Source organism: Streptomyces sp. NPDC040622 (genome assembly GCF_055593965.1).
Window position 1 is genome coordinate 40,948 of record NZ_JBVIXD010000016.1, and the last position, 18,597, is coordinate 59,544.

Below are 18,597 nucleotides of genomic sequence, written 5' to 3' on the forward strand. Positions count from 1 at the left end.
TGTGATCAGCCGTAGCGCTGCCGAACCAGGGTGCTGGCCTGCGACGATATGCGTCAACTCCCCGATGACGCGGGGGCGGTGGGGACACTCACATCGAAGTGCCGTGCCTTGGGAGCCGCTTTCATCAGTGCGATGAGGGTGCGGGCTTTCGTACGCCCCTTCTCGCCACTGCCCCAGTCGACGGTGCGTCCGCCGCGCAACTCCAGCGAGATGGAGTCATACGAACGGACCTTGACGTTCCGAGTATCGCGGGCGACGGCTTCGGGCAGGTCACCGGCGACCCGGACGGCCTCCCGGAGGAGCCGGTCGGTGCCGAACCTGCGCAGGCTCGCGGCCCCGCTCTCGTGATCCGGCGTCAATTCGAGCTTCGGCACGCCCTTGGGCGCGTGCTCGACCGTGGCGAATCGCACTCCCTCGGCGTCCACTTCGACGAACTTTCCGCCCTTTTCGATGAGGAGAACGGGCTCGCGCTCCGTCACTTTGAGTCCGATTCCGTGCGGCCACGACCGGACGACGTCAACCGAGTCAATTCGGGGCAATTTTGAGCGCAGCCGGTCTTCGACGGCGTCCGTGTCGACCGAAATCAGTGGGGCCCCGACGGGGGCGTCGGCCGCCTCGATGACTTCTTGGGGGGTCAGGACTCGGGTTCCCGACGCCTTCACGCGCTCCAGGCGCAGCCACTGCGAGCCGTAGAGGACCCACAGGCCGCCGGCGCCGAGCAGCACGGCGAGGACCACCACCACGATGAGGGTGCGCGACCGCGGCACCCGGATGCGGGGCACCCGGATGCGGCGCTCGCGCGGCGGGCGGGGCGGGCCGGACTTCTTCTGCTGCCGTTCGGCGGTGGTCGGTCCGGCCATGGTCCCCTGCCTTCTCACGCGTTGCGGCGTGACGCAATCGCCTCGTACACCATGCCGACGAGCAGCTCGTCGGCGTCCCGGCGGCCGAACTCCGAGGCGGCGCGGGACATCTCGTACAGCCGGTGCGGATCCGCGAGCACGGGCAGAACGTTGCCCTGGACCCACTCGGGCGTCAGTTCCGCGTCGTCGACCAGCAGTCCGCCGCCGGCCTTGACCACCGGCTGGGCGTTGAGCCGCTGTTCGCCGTTGCCGATCGGCAGCGGGACGTAGGCGGCCGGGAGCCCGACGGCGGAGAGTTCGGCGACGGTCATCGCGCCCGCGCGGCAGAGCATCATGTCGGCCGCGGCGTACGCGAGGTCCATCCGGTCCACGTACGGTACCGGGATGTACGGGGGCATCCCCGGCATCTGCTGCACCTGCGGCAATTCGTTCTTCGGTCCGACCGCGTGCAGGATCTGGATCCCCGCGCGCTGCAGCGCCGGCGCGGCCTGCTGGACGACCTCGTTCAGCCGCCGGGCGCCCTGCGAGCCGCCGGAGACCAGCAGGGTCGGCAGGTTGGGGTCGAGGCCGAAGGCGGCGCGCGCCTCCGGGCGGACCCGGGCCCGGTCGAGCGTGGCGATGGTGTGCCGCAACGGGATGCCGATGTAGCGGGAGTTGCGCAGCTTGCTGTCGGGGGTGGCGACGGCCACCCCGGCGGCGTACCGCGAACCGATCTTGTTGGCGAGCCCGGGGCGCGCGTTGGCCTCGTGCACGACGATCGGCGTCCCGGTCCGCTTGGCCGCGAGGTAGCCGGGCAGGGCCACGTAGCCGCCGAAGCCGACGACGCAGTCCGCCTTGGTCCGCTCCAGGATCTGCTCGGCCGCCTTGATGGTGCCGCGCAGCCTGCCCGGGACGGTGATCAGCTCAGGGGTGGGCTTGCGCGGCAGTGGGACGGCCGGGATCAGCGCGAGTTCGTAGCCCCGCTCGGGTACGAGCCGGGTCTCGAGTCCACGCTCCGTGCCCAGGGCCGTGATGCCCACGGTCGGGTCCTGCCTCCGCAGGGCGTCCGCGAGGGCGAGCGCGGGCTCGATGTGGCCGGCGGTCCCCCCACCGGCGAGTACGACATGCACCGAAATTCACCGCTCTCCGGACGAACGCGCCTTGGCGCGCCGTCGCATCGTGTTCCATCTCACCCGAGGTTGCCGCATGGCAAGGGCCGCCTTCGCCGCGGGGTCCGATCGCGCGAAGGCGATGAGGAGTCCGATGGCGAACATGGTCGGCAGCAGGGCCGACCCCCCGTACGAGAACAGCGGGAGCGGGACACCGGCGATCGGCAGCAGACCGAGCACCGCACCGACATTGATCACGGCCTGCGCCGTGATCCAGGTGGTCACGCCTCCCGCGGCATACCTCACGAAGGGGTCCTCCGTGCGTCCGGCCACGCGGATACCCGCATAGCCTAGAGCCGCGAACAGGGCGAGCACCGACAGCGTCCCTGCCAGGCCGAGTTCCTCCCCCGTGATGGCGAAGATGAAGTCGGTGTGCGGTTCAGGCAGTTGACCCCATTTTTCCACACTCGCGCCGAGGCCGGAACCGAAGAATCCACCGGAGGCGAGGGCGTAGATGCCGTGCACGGCCTGCCAGCACTGGTCTCCGGGGCCGGGATCCGTGGCGCCGATGCAGCCGAGCCGGGCCATGCGGTTGGGGCTGGTCTTGATGAGAATCACACCGAGCAGGGCCGCGATGCTGAGCACGCCGGCGAAGAGCCGGGTGGGGGCCCCGGCCAGCCAGAGCAGTCCGAAGAGGATCGCGGTGAGGATGATCGCCGTACCCATGTCGCCGCCGAGCATGATGAGTCCGAGCAGCATGAAGGCGACCGGGACGAGCGGCACCAGCATGTGTTTCCACTGGGTCAAAAGCCGCTTGTCGTGTTTACGTGCGAGCAGGTCGGCGCCCCACAGGACGAGGGCGAGCTTGCCGAACTCACTGGGCTGGAGCTGGAACGGGCCGCCCAGGTAGATCCAGTTCTGGTTGCCGTTGACGCTGCGCCCTATCCCGGGGATCTGCACGAGGACCATCAGGAACACGGTCACCGCGAGCATCGGATAGGCGAGCGCCCGGTGCAGCTTGATGGGCATCCGCATGGCGATCAGCAGCAGGATCGCGCCGAGCACGGCCGCCACGAACTGCTTGCGGAAGAAGTACGAGGCGGGCAGGTTCAGCTGCAGCGCCTGGATCATCGAGGCCGAGTAGACCATCACCAGGCCGAGCACGGTGATGAGCAGACTGCTGCCGAAGATCAGGTAGTACGCCGTGAGCGGCCGGTCCCACGCCTTGCGGACCCTGGAGTAGAGCCGCCGGGGCCCGCTCTCGCCCGGAGGGTGGGAGGCACCTCTGGCGCGTACCGGAGCCGGTCGTTTGGCGACCCGCACGGAAGACCTGGCCACGTTCCCCTCCCAAGGGTGTGCCCGGCGCCCCGCCGGGCGGTGAACCCGGTCAGGCGCGCGTGGCGCCGAGCTCGCGGACGGCGTCCGCGAACGCTTCACCACGCTTGTTGTAGTTGGTGAACATGTCCATCGACGCACAGGCCGGAGCCATCAGCACGGTGTCCCCCGGCTGAGCCAGCTCCGCCGCCCGCCGTACCGCCTCGGACATCGCCCCAGTGTCGGTCCGGTCGAGGTCGACGACCGGGACCTCGGGCGCGTGTCGCGCGAGGGCTTCGCGGATCAGCTCGCGGTCGGCACCGATCAGGACGGCGCCGCGCAGCCGCTTCGCCGCGCCCTCGACGAGTTCGTCGAAGGTGGCGCCCTTGGCGAGGCCGCCCGCGATCCAGACGATCGACTCATACGCGGCCAACGACGCCTGGGCGGCGTGGGTGTTGGTCGCCTTGGAGTCGTCGACGTAGGCGACGCCCTCGACGTCGCTGACGTGTTCGATGCGGTGCGCGTCCGGCCTGAAGGCGCGCAGACCGTCCCGTACGGCCGTCGCCTGTACGCCAAACGCGCGCGCGAGGGCCGCCGCGGCCAGCGCGTTGGCGATGTTGTGCGGCGCGGGCGGCTGGACGTCGGAGATCTCGGCGAGCTCCTGGGCCTGCTTCTGGCGGTCCGGCACGAAGGCACGGTCGATCAGGATGCCGTCCACGACGCCCAGTTGCGAGGGCGCGGGCGCGTTCAGCGTGAAACCGATGGCGCGGCAGCCCTCTTCGACGTCCGCCTCGCGGACCAGATTCTCGGTCGCCGTGTCCACGACGTTGTAGACGCAGGCGACCTGGTTGCCTTCGTAGATGCGGCCCTTGTCGGCGGCGTACGCCGCCATGGAGCCGTGCCAGTCGAGGTGGTCGGGCGCGAGGTTCAGGACGGCCGCGGAGTGGGCGCGCAGCGAGGGCGCCCAGTGCAGCTGGTAGGAGGACAGTTCGACGGCCAGCACGTCGTACGCGTCGTCGCCCTCCAGGACGACGTCCACGATCGGGGTGCCGATGTTGCCGACGGCCGCCGTGCGCAGGCCCGCCGCCCGGAGGATCGAGGCGAGCATCTGGGTGGTCGTCGTCTTGCCGTTGGTGCCCGTGACGGCGAGCCAGGGGGCCGCGTCGGGGCCGCGCAGGCGCCAGGCGATCTCGACGTCGCCGACGACGTCCACGCCCGCCGCCGCGGCCGCCGCGAAGAGCGGCGACGACGGCTTCCAGCCGGGCGAGGTGACCACCAGGTCGGTGCCGTCGGGAAGCGTCTCGGCGTCTCCCAGGCGTACGAGGACGCCCTCCGCCTCCAGGGCGGCGGCCCGCTCGCGGTGCGCCTGGCCCGAGCCGCCGTCCACGACGGTCACCGACGCGCCGAAGCCGGCCAGGGCGCGGGCGGCACTGACGCCGCTCACGCCGAGACCGGCGACGGTGATGTTCTTGCCCTGCCAGTCGGTCACTTTTCGGCTGCCCATCCCGCGTAGAAGAGACCGAGGCCGACGATCACGCACATGCCCTGGATGATCCAGAAGCGGACCACGACAAGGACCTCGGACCACCCCTTGAGTTCGAAGTGGTGCTGCAGTGGCGCCATCCGGAAGACCCGCTTGCCGGTCATGCGGAACGAGCCGACCTGGATGACGACCGACATGGTGATGAGGACGAAGAGGCCGCCGAGGAGCGCGAGGAGCAGCTCCGTGCGGGAGCAGATCGCGAGGCCCGCGAGCGCGCCGCCGAGGGCGAGCGAACCGGTGTCGCCCATGAAGATCTTGGCGGGCGAGGTGTTCCACCACAGGAAGCCGAAGCAGGCGCCCATCAGCGCGGAGGCCACCACGGCCAGGTCGAGCGGGTCTCTGACCTCGAAGCACGCCTGCGGGTTGGTGAGCGTGACGGCGTTGGCGCAGGACTCCTGGTACTGCCAGACACCGATGAAGGTGTACGCACCGAAGACCATCACCGAGGCGCCGGTGGCGAGGCCGTCCAGACCGTCGGTGAGGTTCACGCCGTTCGACATCGCGAGGATCATGAACAGCGCCCAGACCACGAACAGGACCGGGCCGATCGACCAGCCGAAGTCCGTGACGAACGACAGCTTGGTTGAGGCCGGGGTCTGGTTGCGGTTGTCGGGCCAGTTCAGCGCGAGCACGGCGAAGCCGATGCCGACGATCAGCTGGCCCGCCATCTTCGCCTTGGCGCGCAGACCGAGCGAACGCTGCTTGACGATCTTGATGTAGTCGTCGAGGAAGCCGACGAGGCCCATGCCCGCCATCAGGAAGAGCACCAGCAGGCCGGAGAGCGTGGTCTCCGTGCCGGTGATGACCTTCGTGAGGAAGTACGCGATCAGCGTGGCCAGGATGAAGGCGATACCGCCCATGGTCGGCGTACCGCGCTTGCTGTGGTGCTCGCGCGGGCCGTCGTCCCGGATGAACTGGCCATAGCCCTTGCGGGCCAGGAGCTTGATCAGCAGCGGGGTGCCGACCAGGGTCAGGAAGAGCCCGATCACACCCGCGAAGAGGATCTGCCTCATCGGCCGGAGACCTGCCCCTCGGAAGACACCGCGGCGTCGTCGAGCAGCGCCGTGGCGACCCGCTCGAGACCGACCGATCTGGACGCCTTCACCAGTACGACGTCTCCCGCGCGCAGCTCGCTGCGCAGCAGGTCGATCGCCGCCTGTGCGTCGGACACGTGCACCGACTCCTCACCCCACGAACCCTCGTTGTATGCGCCCAGTTGGAGCCAGGACGCTTCCCTGCCCCCGACTGCCACGAGCTTGCTCACGTTGAGCCGGACGGCAAGGCGTCCGACCGCGTCGTGCTCGGCGAGCCCCTCGTCCCCGAGCTCGGCCATGTGGCCGAGCACCGCCCACGTACGGCGCCCCTTGCCCATGGCCACGAGCGCGCGCAGGGCCGCTCGCATGGACTCGGGGTTCGCGTTGTAGGCGTCGTTGACGACCGTCACGCCGTCGGGGCGCTCGGTGACCTCCATCCGCCAGCGGGACAGCGTGCCCGCCTCGGAGAGCGCGAGGGCGATCTCGTCCACGGACATGCCCAGCTCATGGGCGACGGCGGCCGCGGCAAGCGCGTTCGACACGTGGTGCTCACCGTACAGCCGCAAGGTCACGTCGCTGCACCCGGAGGGTGTGTGCAGCGTAAAAGCGGGCTGTCCGTTCTCTGTGAGCCGGACATTCTCCGCGCGTACGTCGGCGTCGGCGGCCTCTCCGAAGAGCAGGACGCGTGCCTTCGTCCGCGAAGCCATGGCACGGACGAGCGGGTCGTCGGCGTTGAGGACCGCGGCTCCGTCCGCGGGCAGCGACTCCACCAGCTCACCCTTCGCTACCGCGATCTGCTCGCGGCCGCCGAACTCGCCGATGTGGGCGGTGCCGACGTTCAGGACGAGGCCGATCCTCGGCGGGGTGAGGCCGGTGAGGTACCGGATGTGGCCGATTCCGCGCGCCCCCATCTCCAGGACGAGGAACTTCGTCTCGTCCGTGGCGCTGAGCGCGGTGAGCGGCAGACCGATCTCGTTGTTGAGCGAGCCCGGTGTGAAGACCGTGGGCGCCTTGCGCCGCAGCACCTGGGCGAGGAGGTCCTTGGAGCTGGTCTTGCCGACCGATCCGGTCAGCGCGACCAGCGTCGCCCCGAGCCGCTCCACGACGTGGCGCGCAAGGGCGCCGAGCGCCGCCTGCACGTCGTCCACGACGACGGCGGGCACGCCGACCGGCCGCGAGGCCAGGACGGCGACCGCGCCCGCGGCGACCACGTCGGCCGCGTAGTCGTGGCCGTCGACGCGTTCGCCCGCGAAGGCGACGAAGAGGCTGCCGGGCTCCACCTCACGGGAGTCCCGGACGACGGGGCCGGTGACCTGGACGGCCGGATCCGGTATGTCGTACGTCTGCCCGCCGACGACGGTGGCGATCTCGGCGAGGGAGAGGGCGATCACAACTTCATCCCTGGGTTTGCTGGATAGCTTCGCGAAGCACCTGGCGGTCGTCGAAGGGACGCACCACCCCGGCGATGTCCTGTCCCTGCTCGTGCCCCTTGCCCGCGACGATGACGGTGTCGCCCGGTTCGGCCCGGACGACGGCCGCGCGGATGGCGGCGGCCCGGTCCTCGAAGACGGCGACGTCGCCGCGCTCGTGGGCCGGCACGTCGGCGGCGCCGGCGAGCATCGTGGCGAGGATCGCGAGGGGGTCCTCGCCACGGGGGTTGTCGGACGTGAGGACGGCGGTGTCGGCGAGGCGGGCCGCGGCCGCGCCCATCGGCATCCGCTTGGTCTTGTCACGGTCGCCGCCGCAGCCGAGCACGATGTGCAGCTTGCCCTCGGTGACCTTGCGCAGGGCGCGCAGGACCGATTCGACGGCGTCCGTCTTGTGGGCGTAGTCGACGACGGCGAGGTAGGGCTGGCCCTCGTCGATGCGCTCCAGGCGGCCCGGCACACCCGGCACCGCACCGACGCCGTCGGCGGCCTGCTGCGGGTCGATCCCGGCGACGGCCAGCGCGACGATCGCGGCGAGGGTGTTGGCGACGTTGAAGGGGCCTGCCAGCGGCGACTTGGCGGTGATCCGCTCGCCCTTGGGGCCCACGGCGACGAATGTCGAGTCGAGCGGCCCGACCTCGACGTCCTCGGCGCGCCAGTCGGCGTCGGGGTGGCCCTCGGCGGAGAAGGTGGTGACGGGCACCTCCGACTCGGTGATGAGCCGGCGTCCGTACTCGTCGTCGAAGTTGACCACGCCGAGCCGGGAGCGGTGTTTCGTGAACAGCTGCGCCTTGGCCTGGAAGTAGTCCTCCATGCCGGAGTGGAACTCCATGTGCTCCGGGCTCAGGTTGTTGAAGACGGCGACGTCGAAGACGCAGCCGTCCACCCGACCGAGCACCAGGGCGTGGCTGGAGACCTCCATGGCGACCGCTTCGACGCCGCGCTCGCGCATGACCGCGAACAGCGCCTGCAGATCGGTGGCTTCGGGGGTGGTGCGCTCCGACTTGATGCGCTCGTCGCCGATGCGCATCTCGACCGTGCCGATCAGACCGGTCGACCGGACGCCCTTGAGCCCGCCCTCGATGAGGTAGGCCGTGGTCGTCTTGCCGGAGGTGCCGGTGATGCCGATCTGGAGGAGGTCGCGGCCGGGGTGACCGTAGACCGTGGCCGCGAGCTCGCCCATCGCGCCGCGCGGGTCGTCGACGACCAGGACCGGCAGGCCGGTCACGGCCGCGCGCTCGGCGCCGGTCGGGTCGGTGAGCACGGTGGCGGCGCCGAGGTCGGCGGCCTGCGCGACGAAGTCGGCGCCGTGCAGGCGGGCACCGGGGAGCGCGGCGTAGATGTCGCCGGGCCGCACCGCGCGCGAGTCGTGCGTGATGCCCGTGATCTCCGCGCTGCCCGCGTGGTCCGGTTCGGCGACGCCCAGCTGGCCTGCGAGCTCCGTCAGCGAGGTCGGGGAGACCTGGGCCGGCCGCGGCGGTCCCGGATAGGTCACGGGAACGCCCTTCTGGGTGGTTTGGGACTGATCAGCGTGTGGCACGGCGGTGAGCGTACCGGGCGCACCCCTCTCGGAGCGAAGTGAGGGGCGTGGCGAGGGGTGGTTCCCCGAGCCGGGCGTGATGGTTGTCACGGGCTGTTCCTGGTGGGTCTCAGGGCTTGTAGGTCACCGGGAGGCGGGCCGGGCCGCTTCCGGTGGGGGGTACTTGGAGCGTCTTGAGGGCGAACTCCATGACTTCCTTGTAGATGGGGCCGCAGATCTGGCCGCCGAAGTAGTTGCCCTTGGTGGCGTTCTGGATGGCGCAGTAGACGGTGACGCGCGGCTTGTCGGCGGGCGCGAAGCCGGCGAAGGACGAGGTGTAGCCCTTGTAGCGGCCGGTCGCCGGGTCGACCCGGTTGGCCGTACCCGTCTTGCCCGCGACCCGGTAGCCCGGGATGCGGGCCTTGGTGCCGGTGCCCTCCTCGTCGTCGACGACGGACTCCAGCATCCGCGCGACCGTCCGCGCGGTCTTGTCGCTGACGACCCGGGTCTGCTTCGGCTTGGCCGCGGGGGCGAAGCGGCCGTCGGGGCCCTTCGTGCCGCGCACCAGCGTGGGCTCGGTGCGGACGCCGCCGTTGGCGATGGTCGAGTAGACCGAGGTCGCCTGCATGGCGTTGATCGAGAACCCCTGGCCGAACGGGATCGTGAACTGCTGCGAGGTGGACCACTTGTCCGCGGGCGCGAAGATGCCCGGGGTCTCGCCGGGGAAGCCGAGCCCGGTCTCCCTGCCGATGCCGAACTTGCGCAGGTAGGAGTAGAGGGACTCGTTGGCCGCCTTCTGTGTCTTGCCCAGCTCTCCGGTGGCGAGGATCGTGCCGATGTTGGAGGACTTGGCGAGGACGCCGTTGAGCGTCAGGTGCCAGGTCGGGTGGTCGATGTCGTCCTGGAAGAGGCGGTCGCCGCGGTGCAGCCGGTTGGGCACCGTGACGTGCGTGCCGGGCGTGGCCGCGTTCTCCTCGAGGACGGCGGCCATCGACATGACCTTGGCGGTGGAGCCGGGCTCGAAGGCGTCCTGGAGGGCCGCGTTGCCCAGCGAGGTGCCGTCGGCCTGGGCGAGGTCGTTGGGGTCGAAGCCGGGGGCGTTGGCCATCGCGAGGATCTCGCCGGTCTGCGTGTCCTGCACTATCACGTAGCCCCGGTCGGCCTTGGACTTCTCGACCTGCTCGGTGATCGCGTTCTGCGCGGCCCACTGGATGTCGCGGTCGATGGTGAGCTCCACGTCGGAGCCGGGCACGGCCGGCGTCTCCGTGGAGCCCGCGGTCGGCACGCGCCGGCCGCCGGACTGGGCGTAGCGGATCTTGCCGTCCTCGCCCGCCAGCTTCTTGTCGAGCTGCTGCTCCAGGCCGCCGGCCCCCTTGCCGTCGGAGTTGACCCAGCCCAGTATCCCGGCGGCCAGGTCGTCGTTCGGGTAGACGCGCTTGCTGCTCGGGTCGGCGAGGACGCCGGCCAGCACGTTCGGGGAGTCCGGGTCGGTGCCCGCCTTCTCGGCGAGCGCGCCGCGCAGGTCCTTGATCTGCTTCCACACCTGGGGGCTCTGGCGGCGGGCCAGCAGGACGTAGCGCGTCTTGGGCGTCTTGAGCTTCTCGGCGAGCTCGGTGGCGTCCTTGTCGAGGATCGGGGCCAGGAGGGCCGCGGCCTGTTCGGGCGCGTCCTTGGTCTTCATCTCCTTCGGCGTGAACAGCGTCGGGTCCGCCGTGATGTCGTACGCGTCCACGCTGGCGGCGAGTTCGACGCCGCCCCGGTCGGTGATGCGGCCGCGCTCGGCGGCCAGGGTGTGCGTGAAGTAGCGGTTCTTCTCGGCCTTGGCGGCGTACGCGTTCGCGTCGACGGCCTGCACCTGCAGCAGCCGTACGACGAAGGCGAGCATGACCAGCGTCAGACCGAGGCTGACCATGCGCAGGCGCGGCCGTGGGCTGCCCAGGCGGATGGTGCGGGTCTTGTTCCTGCCCTTGGCCGCGGGGCGGCGGGTGGCGGGGCGGCCGCCGGGCGCCGGGCGGCGGGGCGCGCCGGGCCGTGCGGGGCGGCTGGGCCTCGCGGGTCCTGGTACCCGGCGCCGCGGGGGTTCCCTGTCGGACACTTGCGTCACCTGCCGGAGGTCGTCGTGGGGACGGGCTGCGTGGGCGCCGGGGCGGCGGGGGTCGGGGTGGGGGGCTGCTGGGCGGGCGCCGGGCCGGCCGGGGCCGGGGAGGGCGCCGGGGGCGCGGCCGGGACGGAGACGGTGGCCGCGGGAGAGGCGACCTCCTGCGGGCGCGGCACGGGGTTCTCGTAGCCGGAGGGGCGGGCCGCGGTGCCCGGCACGCCGCGCACGGTCCCCTCGGGGTCGAGGAAGGCCGGGTCGCCGCCGGGGACCATGCCGAGCTCGTCGGCGCGGTCCTGGAGCGCGTCGGGCGCGGCATAGCCGTCCACGTCGCGCTGGAGCTCCTGCTTCTCCTCGGTGAGCTCCGTCGTCTCCTTCCTGAGCTCGCTCAGCTGGAACGAGCCCTCGTTGAGGGAGGAGTTCAGGATGAGCAGCGTGATCAGGCCGCCGCCCAGGAGCAGCACGACGAGCAGGACGAAGGGGGTGCGGGCGGCCTGGCTCGGGCCCTGGGGCAGCAGCCGCGCGAGGCGGGCGGCTCTCCCCCGCAGCTCGGGCTTCTTGCTCATGGAGCTCCTCCTCGCGGACTGCTGATCAGCGGGCACTGCTCGGCCGTCGGTCCCGGGGCCGGGCCGGGGCTACCCGACGTCTTCGCGGACGCGCTGAGCACCGCGCAGCCGCGCCGGGGCGGCCCTGCGGTTCTCGGCGACCTCTTCCTCGGTGGGGAGTTCGGCACCGCGGGTCAGAAGCTTGAGCCGCGGCTGGTAACGCTCGGGGACGATGGGCAGGCCGGGCGGTGCCGTCGTCGTGGCGCCGGCCGAGAGCACCTGCTTGACCAGGCGGTCCTCCAGCGACTGGTACGACAGGACGGCGATCCGGCCGCCGACGGCGAGCGCCTTGACCGCTGCGGGGACGGCCCGCTCCAGGACGCTCAGCTCGCCGTTGACCTCGATGCGCAGGGCCTGGAAGGTGCGCTTGGCGGGGTTGCCGCCGGTGCGCTTGGCGGCCTGCGGCAGGGAGTCGCGGATGAGTTCGACGAGCCGCGCGCTGTTGCTGAACGGCTCCTTCTCGCGCTCGCGGACCACGGCGCCGACGATGCGCTTGGCCTGCTTCTCCTCGCCGTACTGGCGCAGGATCCGCACCAGTTCGCCGGGGGCGTAGGTGTTGAGGACCTCGGCCGCACTGATGCCGGTCGTCTGGTCCATGCGCATGTCCAGGGGGGCGTCCTGGGCGTACGCGAATCCCCGGTCGGCCTCGTCGAGTTGCATGGAGGAGACGCCGAGGTCGAACAGGACGCCCTGGACGCGCGGGACGTCGAGGCGGTCGAGCACCTCGGGGAGTTCGTCGTAGACCGCGTGCACCAGGGTGGCGCGGTCGCCGTAGGGCGCGAGGCGCTCGCCGGACAGGCGCAGCGCCTCCTTGTCGCGGTCCAGGGCGATGAGGCGGGCCGAAGGGAAGGTGGCGAGGAGTGCCTCGCTGTGGCCGCCGAGGCCGAGGGTGCAGTCGACGACCACGGCGCCCGGCTCGGCGAGCGCGGGGGCCAACATGTCCAGGCACCGCTGGAGCATCACCGGGACGTGTCGGCTGTTGTCGCTCAAGGGGCCCTCTCAGGTCCGGCGCGGCGTGCGTACGCACCGCCGGGTCCCCGCCCGCTCCGTGAAGGGGAATGGACTGCTGGCGCCGGGGAAGTGGCGTCAGCCGACCGGGAGCGGGAGGAGGCCGAGCCGTACGTACGCGCCGCGCACGTGGGGGGATTCAGGGAATCTCCGGGATGTGCGGTCCAGCAGGGAGCAGGTCACCTCTCCCGCTTCGCGTCACTTTAGTCCACGGTGTCTCCCGGTCAATCAACCGGCCTGCGCGTCGCGGACGGGTCCCCGCCGGGGCCACGAATCCGGGCGGCATCACCCGTTCGGCCGCAGCCCGGCACCCCTGTGGGTTAGCTCACAACAAGAGTCTTTGACGTTCTTTGTCCCTTCTCACAGCGGGCCCGGGCGATCAGCGCGCATTAACGTCGTGCCTATGTCGACTTCCGCAGCCTCATCGGACAGCAGCCCCGCAGAGCCGATCGGTGACATAGCCGTCGGCACCGTCACCGACCGCCTGGTCGAAGCGAACGAGGAGTACGCCGCCGGGTTCACCGACCCCGGCATGGACGCCCGCCCCGTCCTGCGCGTCGCCGTCGTCGCCTGCATGGACGCCCGCCTCGACCTGCACGAAGCGCTCGGCCTTGAGCTGGGCGACTGCCACACCATCCGCAACGCGGGCGGCGTGGTCACCGACGACGTCATCCGCTCCCTGACCATCAGCCAGCGCGCGCTCGGCACCCGCAGCGTCGTCCTGATCCACCACACGACCTGCGGCCTGGAGTCCCTGACCGAGGAGTTCCGGCACGACCTGGAGATGGAGGTCGGCCAGCGCCCCTCGTGGGCCGTGGAGGCCTTCCGGGACGTCGACCAGGACGTGCGACAGTCCATGGAGCGCGTGCGGACCTCCCCGTTCCTGCTGCACACCGGTGACGTCCGCGGCTTTGTGTTCGACGTGAAGACCGGTCTGCTGCGGGAGATCGACCCTGCGTGACTGACAAAGGGTCGTAAGACCCGACAAATCGGCGCCAGTTATCCACAGGCGAGTGACACGACCCGGTATGCCCAACAACAATGCGGGGGTGGCATCACGCACAGCATGCGCGCGTGATGCCCGTGTATTCGGGGTGCACCGGGTCGCTCGCTTGCGCGGCGGCCCGGATTTTGCGGAATTCCCTGCTCCTCAGGAGCCGGGGGAAGGGCCGAGGAGGGCCGGGTGACGACCTATGACGATCGAGCGAGCCTCACGGATCTGACGACCACAGCGGAGCGTGTCCGCAGGTCGGTGGAGGGTGTGATCGAGGGCAAGCCAGAGGTCGTACGGCTTTCGCTGACGGTGCTCCTCGCGGAGGGGCACCTGCTCATCGAGGATGTCCCGGGCGTGGGCAAGACCATGCTCGCCAAGGCACTGGCACGGTCCATCGACTGCTCCGTGCGACGGATCCAGTTCACGCCGGACCTGCTGCCCTCGGACATCACCGGTGTGTCCATCTTCGACCAGCAGCGCAGGGACTTCGAGTTCAAGCCGGGCGCGATCTTCGCGCAGATCGTGATCGGCGACGAGATCAACCGCGCCTCTCCCAAGACGCAGTCCGCGCTGCTGGAGTCCATGGAGGAGCGCCAGGTCACCATCGACGGGCAGACCTACGAACTGCCCAGTCCCTTCATGGTGGTGGCCACCCAGAATCCCGTCGAGATGGAGGGGACCTACCCCCTGCCCGAGGCGCAGCGCGACCGCTTCATGGCGCGCGTCTCGATCGGCTATCCGGGTCCGGAGGCCGAGCTGCAGATGCTCGACACCCACGGCGGCGTCTCACCCCTGGACGACCTCCAGCCGGTGGCCCACGCGCACGAGATCGTCAAGCTCATCGACGCCGTGCGCACCGTCCACGTGGCCGACCCCGTGCGGCGGTACGCGGTGGACCTGGTCGGCGCCACCCGCAACCACCCCGACCTCAGACTCGGCGCGTCCCCGCGCGCGACGCTGCACCTGCTGCGCGCCGCCAAGGCCTCCGCCGCGCTCAGCGGCCGCGAGTTCGCCCTGCCGGACGACGTGCAGGCGCTGGCCGTCGCCGTCCTCGCACACCGCCTGCTGCCCACGGCGCAGGCCCAGTTGAACCGCCGTACGGCCGAGGCCGTCGTCCTGGAGATCCTGCAGCGCACCCCGGTGCCCGCCGCCACCCCGCCGGGCACCGGCGCCTACTTCAACCAGCAGCCGCCCGGCACCCGGAGGCTGTGATGACGGCCGGGGGGAGTCCGGCGGGCCCCGCCGAGGACGACAAGGGCGGGCTGCGCACGGCTCTCGCGGGCCTGACCACACGCGGACGTTCCTTCCTGGCGGCCGGCATCGCCGCCGCCATCTGCGCCTATGTCCTGGGCCAGAGCGACCTGCTGCGCGTCGGGCTGCTGCTCGCCGTGCTGCCGCTGGTGTGCGCCACCGTCCTGTTCCGCACCCGCTACCGCGTGGCGGGCAGCCGCAGGCTCTCCCCCTCGCGCGTGCCGGCCGGTTCGGAGGCCCGCGTCCACCTGCGGATGGACAACGTCTCGCGGCTGCCCACCGGGCTGCTGATGCTCCAGGACCGGGTGCCCTACGTCCTCGGGCCGCGGCCCCGGTTCGTGCTGGACCGCGTCGAGGCGGGCGGCCGGCGCGAGGTGTCCTACCGCGTCCGCTCCGACCTGCGCGGCCGCTATCCGCTGGGACCGCTGCAGCTGCGCCTGACGGACCCGTTCGGGATGTGCGAACTGACCCGCTCCTTCTCGACGTACGACACCCTGACGGTCATCCCGCGCGTGGAGGCCCTGCCCCCGGTGCGGCTCACGGGTGAGGCCAAGGGGTACGGCGACGGGCGCAACCGCTCGCTGGCGCTGGCCGGCGAGGACGACGTCATCCCGCGCGGTTACCGCCACGGCGACGACCTGCGCCGGGTGCACTGGCGCTCCACCGCCCGCTACGGCGAGCTGATGGTGCGCCGCGAGGAACAGCCGCAGCGGGCCCGCTGCACGGTGCTCCTGGACACCCGGGGCGTCGGCTTCCGGGGCGCGGGGCCCGACTCGGCCTTCGAGTGGGCGGTCTCCGGCACGGCGTCCGCGCTGGTGCACATGCTCGAACGGGGCTTCTCGGTCCGCCTGTTGACCGACACGGGCACCTCCGTGCCGGGCGAGGGGTCGGACGGCTTCGCGGGCGCCAGCCAGGAGTCGGCGGACGCGGCGGGACTGATGATGGACACCCTCGCGGTGATCGACCACTCGGACGGGCCCGGACTCTCCCGGGCCTACGACGTGCTGCGCGGCGGGAACGAGGGCCTCCTCGTCGCCTTCCTCGGCGACATGGAGGAGGAGCAGGCCACGGTGGTCGCCAAGATGCGCCAGCGCAGCGGCTCCGCGGTCGCCTTCGTGCTGGACGGCGCGGCCTGGGCGCAGGGTCCGGGAGCCGTTCCCTCCGACACCGGTGACGCGCGCGTGCGGATGCTCCGCGAGGCGGGCTGGACGGCCCTCGCGGTGCCGCCGGGGGCGGACCTCGCGGACCTGTGGCGCCAGGCGGACCACGCCCGCACGAGCGCGGGCCCGGCGCCCGCCACGGGCACGACGACCGGGGGTTGGGCATGAGCGGACGCGCACGGCTCGCGGTGTGTGCCACCGCCGCCACATTGATGGCGTCGGGCGCGCTGCTGCCGCTCGTCGAACCGGCCACCTGGTTCCTGCAGGCGGTGATCCTGCTCGTGCTGCAGAGCGGGGCGGGCGCGCTGACCCGGCGGGTGCCGCTGGCCCGGCCGCTCACCGTGGCGGTGCAGGCGCTGGTGTCGCTGCTGCTCCTGACGCTGGTGTTCGCCCGCGAGCAGGCTCTCGCGGGGATCGTGCCGGGACCCGACGTCTTCCGCCGGTTCGGGCTGCTCCTGGAGGCGGGCGGCAACGACGTCAGCCAGTACATGATCCCGGCGCCGCTCAGCGACGGCATCCGGCTGATGCTGGTCGGCGGCGTCCTGGTGATCGGCCTCGCGGTGGACGCGCTCGCGGTGACGTTCCGTACGGCGGCCCCCGCGGGACTCCCGCTGCTCGCCCTGTACTCGGTCGCGGCGGGACTCTCCGAGGGCGGCGCGGGATGGCTGTGGTTCCTGCTGGCCGCCGCCGGCTATCTGCTGCTGCTCCTGGCCGAGGGCAGGGACCGACTCTCGCAGTGGGGCCGGGTGTTCGGCGGCGCGGCGCGCGCGCCGGGCCGGGTCTCCGGGGGCCTGGACAGCGGCGGCGGCGCGCTCGCCCCGGTCCGCACCGGACGGCGCATCGGCGCCGTCGCCCTGGGCATCGCCCTGGTGGTGCCGCTCGCGCTGCCCGCCCTGGACGGCGGGCTCCTGGACGGCTCCGGCGGGGCGGGCGGCGACGGCTCGGGCGGCGGCGGAACGATCTCCGCGGTGAACCCGCTGGTCGCGCTCCAGGACAGCCTCAACCAGCCGGAGGACCGCGAGGTCCTCTCGTACCGCACGAACTCCGAGGCGACCGACGACCTGTACCTGCGGATCGTCTCGCTCGACCAGTTCGACGGCACGACGTGGAAGACCACCGTCCGGCGCATCGAGAGCGTCCCGTCACCGCTGCCGAACCCGCGGGGCCTGCGGGACGACGTGCGCAGGGCCGAGATCCAGACGAACCTCTCGGCCGCCGACAACTACGCGCAGAACTGGCTGCCCATGCCGTTCCCTGCCAGCCAGGTGAAGATCGGCGGCCGCTGGCGGTACGAACCGGTGGGCCGCTCCCTGGTCGGCGACCGGGGCCAGACCACGCGGGGCGCGCAGTACCAGGTCAAGAGCCTGGTCGTGGAGCCGACGGCCGAGCAGCTGGCGGCCGCGCCCGCGCCGCCCGACGACCTCAAGCAGGAGTTCACGAAGGTTCCGGACTCGCTCCCCCGGATGGTCGGCGACACAGCCCGCCAGGTCACCAAGGGCGCCTCGAACCCGTACGAGCAGGCGGTCAAGCTCCAGGACTACTTCGCCTCGGACGGCGGCTTCACGTACAACACCCAGGTGCGGGCGGGCAGCGGCCCCTCGGCGATCGAGCGCTTCCTCACGCAGAAGGAAGGCTTCTGCGTCCACTTCTCCTTCGCCATGGCCTCGATGGCGCGGACGCTGGGGATTCCGGCCCGCGTGGCCGTGGGCTTCACCCCCGGCACCGCGCAGGGTGACGGTTCGATGTCGGTGGGGCTGCGGGACGCACACGCCTGGCCCGAGCTGTACTTCGAGGGCGTGGGCTGGACCCGCTTCGAGCCGACGCCGAGCCGCGGCACAGTGCCGGACTACACCCGCTCCGACGTCCCGTCCGGCGGCGCGAGCGACCCGGACACCCCGGAGCCGTCCACCTCCTCCGAGCCGTCCACGGCTCCCTCCGACGCGGAGACCTGCCCGCCCGACATGCAGAAGCAGGGCGGCTGCGCGAGCGCCGCCCCGCAGATCGCGACCGGTTCGGGCAAGGGCGGACCGCCCGTCGCCATGATCGTGGGCAGTTCGCTGGCCGCGCTGCTCGTCCTCGGGGTGCCCCTGCTGCCGCTGCTGTGGCGGACCAGGGTGCGGGCCGCCCGGCTGGGTTCCGGCGGCCGCACCGAGGCGGACGCGGCGGCCAGGACGCTGGCCGCGTGGCTGGAAGTGACGGATACGGCCTGGGACCACGGCATTGCTCCGGACGAGTCACAGACCCCCCGGAAGGCGGCCGCGCGGATCGTCCGGGCCGGCCGGCTGACCGGAGCCCCCGCGGAGGCCGTCCATCGGGTGGCGGCCGCGGTGGAGCAGGTCCTCTACGCCCCGCGCCCCCAGCTCGCGACGGGTCTTTCCGAGGACGTGGGGCTCGTACGGGACGGCCTGGGCGCCTCGCTCGGCCGGGCCGCCCGGCTGCGGGTGACGCTCGCGCCGCGTTCGGCCGCGCGGGTGGTGTGGGCGGTCTCGGACCGCTGGACGGCGTTCGGAACGCGCTCGCGCGAGGGGGCCGCCAAGCGGTGGGCGACGCTCACGCGGAAGCTGCCGCGACGGGCCGGGCGGGCCGGCGAAGCGGGTCAGGGAGGCTGAGGCGGGCGGGACGGGACGGGCGGCCGGGTCCCACACGGGCTCCGGCCCCGGCCCCGGCTGCTCCGGCTCCGGCCCCGGCTGCTCCGGCTC

The 18,597-nt window shown here is 71.9% G+C and carries 14 protein-coding genes; 4 read left to right on the plus strand and 10 right to left on the minus strand.

Going from position 1 to position 18,597, the window contains the following annotated elements; all coding sequences use genetic code 11:
* Nucleotides 1-53: 53 nt before the first annotated feature.
* The 10 genes from ACZ592_RS35615 to rsmH form a co-directional block, all read right to left on the minus strand.
* Nucleotides 54-860: a cell division protein FtsQ/DivIB gene (locus ACZ592_RS35615; protein ID WP_471585861.1), complete on the minus strand. Its 807-nt coding sequence runs from the start codon at nucleotides 858-860 to the stop codon at nucleotides 54-56.
* 14 nt (nucleotides 861-874) lie between these two features.
* Nucleotides 875-1,969: an undecaprenyldiphospho-muramoylpentapeptide beta-N-acetylglucosaminyltransferase gene (gene murG, locus ACZ592_RS35620; RefSeq protein WP_471585862.1), complete on the minus strand. Its 1,095-nt coding sequence runs from the start codon at nucleotides 1,967-1,969 to the stop codon at nucleotides 875-877.
* Between the two features lie 6 nt (nucleotides 1,970-1,975).
* Nucleotides 1,976-3,286: a putative lipid II flippase FtsW gene (ftsW, locus tag ACZ592_RS35625; RefSeq protein ID WP_471585863.1), complete on the minus strand. Its 1,311-nt coding sequence runs from the start codon at nucleotides 3,284-3,286 to the stop codon at nucleotides 1,976-1,978.
* A 49-nt stretch (nucleotides 3,287-3,335) separates the two neighbouring features.
* A complete protein-coding gene (gene murD, locus ACZ592_RS35630) occupies nucleotides 3,336-4,766 on the minus strand; it encodes a UDP-N-acetylmuramoyl-L-alanine--D-glutamate ligase (RefSeq protein WP_471585864.1) in 1,431 nt (476 codons plus the stop codon).
* Entirely contained in the window at nucleotides 4,748-5,818 is a 1,071-nt protein-coding gene (gene mraY / locus ACZ592_RS35635; protein ID WP_471585865.1) for a phospho-N-acetylmuramoyl-pentapeptide-transferase, read from the minus strand. The genes murD and mraY overlap by 19 nt, the downstream gene beginning before the upstream one ends.
* Entirely contained in the window at nucleotides 5,815-7,230 is a 1,416-nt protein-coding gene (locus tag ACZ592_RS35640) for a UDP-N-acetylmuramoyl-tripeptide--D-alanyl-D-alanine ligase (RefSeq protein WP_471585866.1), read from the minus strand. Before ACZ592_RS35640 ends, mraY begins: the two co-directional genes overlap by 4 nt.
* Before the next feature lie 4 nt (nucleotides 7,231-7,234).
* Nucleotides 7,235-8,896 (minus strand): UDP-N-acetylmuramoyl-L-alanyl-D-glutamate--2,6-diaminopimelate ligase, encoded by a 1,662-nt coding sequence (locus ACZ592_RS35645; RefSeq protein WP_471585867.1) that lies wholly within the window; start codon nucleotides 8,894-8,896, stop codon nucleotides 7,235-7,237.
* A 19-nt stretch (nucleotides 8,897-8,915) separates the two neighbouring features.
* Nucleotides 8,916-10,880, minus strand: coding sequence for a peptidoglycan D,D-transpeptidase FtsI family protein (locus tag ACZ592_RS35650; RefSeq protein ID WP_471585868.1), 1,965 nt, complete (start codon nucleotides 10,878-10,880; stop codon nucleotides 8,916-8,918).
* 5 nt (nucleotides 10,881-10,885) lie between these two features.
* The gene (ftsL, locus tag ACZ592_RS35655) at nucleotides 10,886-11,446 is read right to left on the minus strand and encodes a cell division protein FtsL (protein WP_471585869.1); all 561 of its coding nucleotides are present in this window, start codon (nucleotides 11,444-11,446) and stop codon (nucleotides 10,886-10,888) included.
* A 69-nt stretch (nucleotides 11,447-11,515) separates the two neighbouring features.
* Nucleotides 11,516-12,475: a 16S rRNA (cytosine(1402)-N(4))-methyltransferase RsmH gene (rsmH, locus tag ACZ592_RS35660; RefSeq protein WP_471585870.1), complete on the minus strand. Its 960-nt coding sequence runs from the start codon at nucleotides 12,473-12,475 to the stop codon at nucleotides 11,516-11,518.
* 358 nt (nucleotides 12,476-12,833) lie between these two features.
* Between rsmH and ACZ592_RS35665 the strand changes: the two genes are divergently transcribed.
* The 4 genes from ACZ592_RS35665 to ACZ592_RS35680 all read left to right on the plus strand — a co-directional run bounded on the left by ACZ592_RS35665 (nucleotide 12,834) and on the right by ACZ592_RS35680 (nucleotide 18,507).
* A complete protein-coding gene (locus tag ACZ592_RS35665; protein ID WP_471585871.1) occupies nucleotides 12,834-13,454 on the plus strand; it encodes a beta-class carbonic anhydrase in 621 nt (206 codons plus the stop codon).
* A gap of 222 nt (nucleotides 13,455-13,676) precedes the next feature.
* Nucleotides 13,677-14,699, plus strand: coding sequence for an AAA family ATPase (locus ACZ592_RS35670; protein ID WP_471585872.1), 1,023 nt, complete (start codon nucleotides 13,677-13,679; stop codon nucleotides 14,697-14,699).
* Nucleotides 14,699-16,066 (plus strand): DUF58 domain-containing protein, encoded by a 1,368-nt coding sequence (locus tag ACZ592_RS35675; protein ID WP_471585873.1) that lies wholly within the window; start codon nucleotides 14,699-14,701, stop codon nucleotides 16,064-16,066. The genes ACZ592_RS35670 and ACZ592_RS35675 overlap by 1 nt, the downstream gene beginning before the upstream one ends.
* Nucleotides 16,063-18,507 (plus strand): transglutaminase TgpA family protein, encoded by a 2,445-nt coding sequence (locus ACZ592_RS35680; protein ID WP_471585874.1) that lies wholly within the window; start codon nucleotides 16,063-16,065, stop codon nucleotides 18,505-18,507. Before ACZ592_RS35675 ends, ACZ592_RS35680 begins: the two co-directional genes overlap by 4 nt.
* Nucleotides 18,508-18,597: the final 90 nt, after the last annotated feature.

Coding starts and splice junctions, on each gene's coding strand:
- ACZ592_RS35680 (WP_471585874.1), top strand. CDS start 16,063: ATGAGCGGACGCGCACGGCTCGCGGTGTGTGCCACCGCCGCCACATTG.
- ftsL (WP_471585869.1), bottom strand. CDS start 11,446: ATGAGCAAGAAGCCCGAGCTGCGGGGGAGAGCCGCCCGCCTCGCGCGG.
- ACZ592_RS35615 (WP_471585861.1), bottom strand. CDS start 860: ATGGCCGGACCGACCACCGCCGAACGGCAGCAGAAGAAGTCCGGCCCG.
- ACZ592_RS35675 (WP_471585873.1), top strand. CDS start 14,699: ATGACGGCCGGGGGGAGTCCGGCGGGCCCCGCCGAGGACGACAAGGGC.
- murD (WP_471585864.1), bottom strand. CDS start 4,766: ATGGGCAGCCGAAAAGTGACCGACTGGCAGGGCAAGAACATCACCGTC.
- mraY (WP_471585865.1), bottom strand. CDS start 5,818: ATGAGGCAGATCCTCTTCGCGGGTGTGATCGGGCTCTTCCTGACCCTG.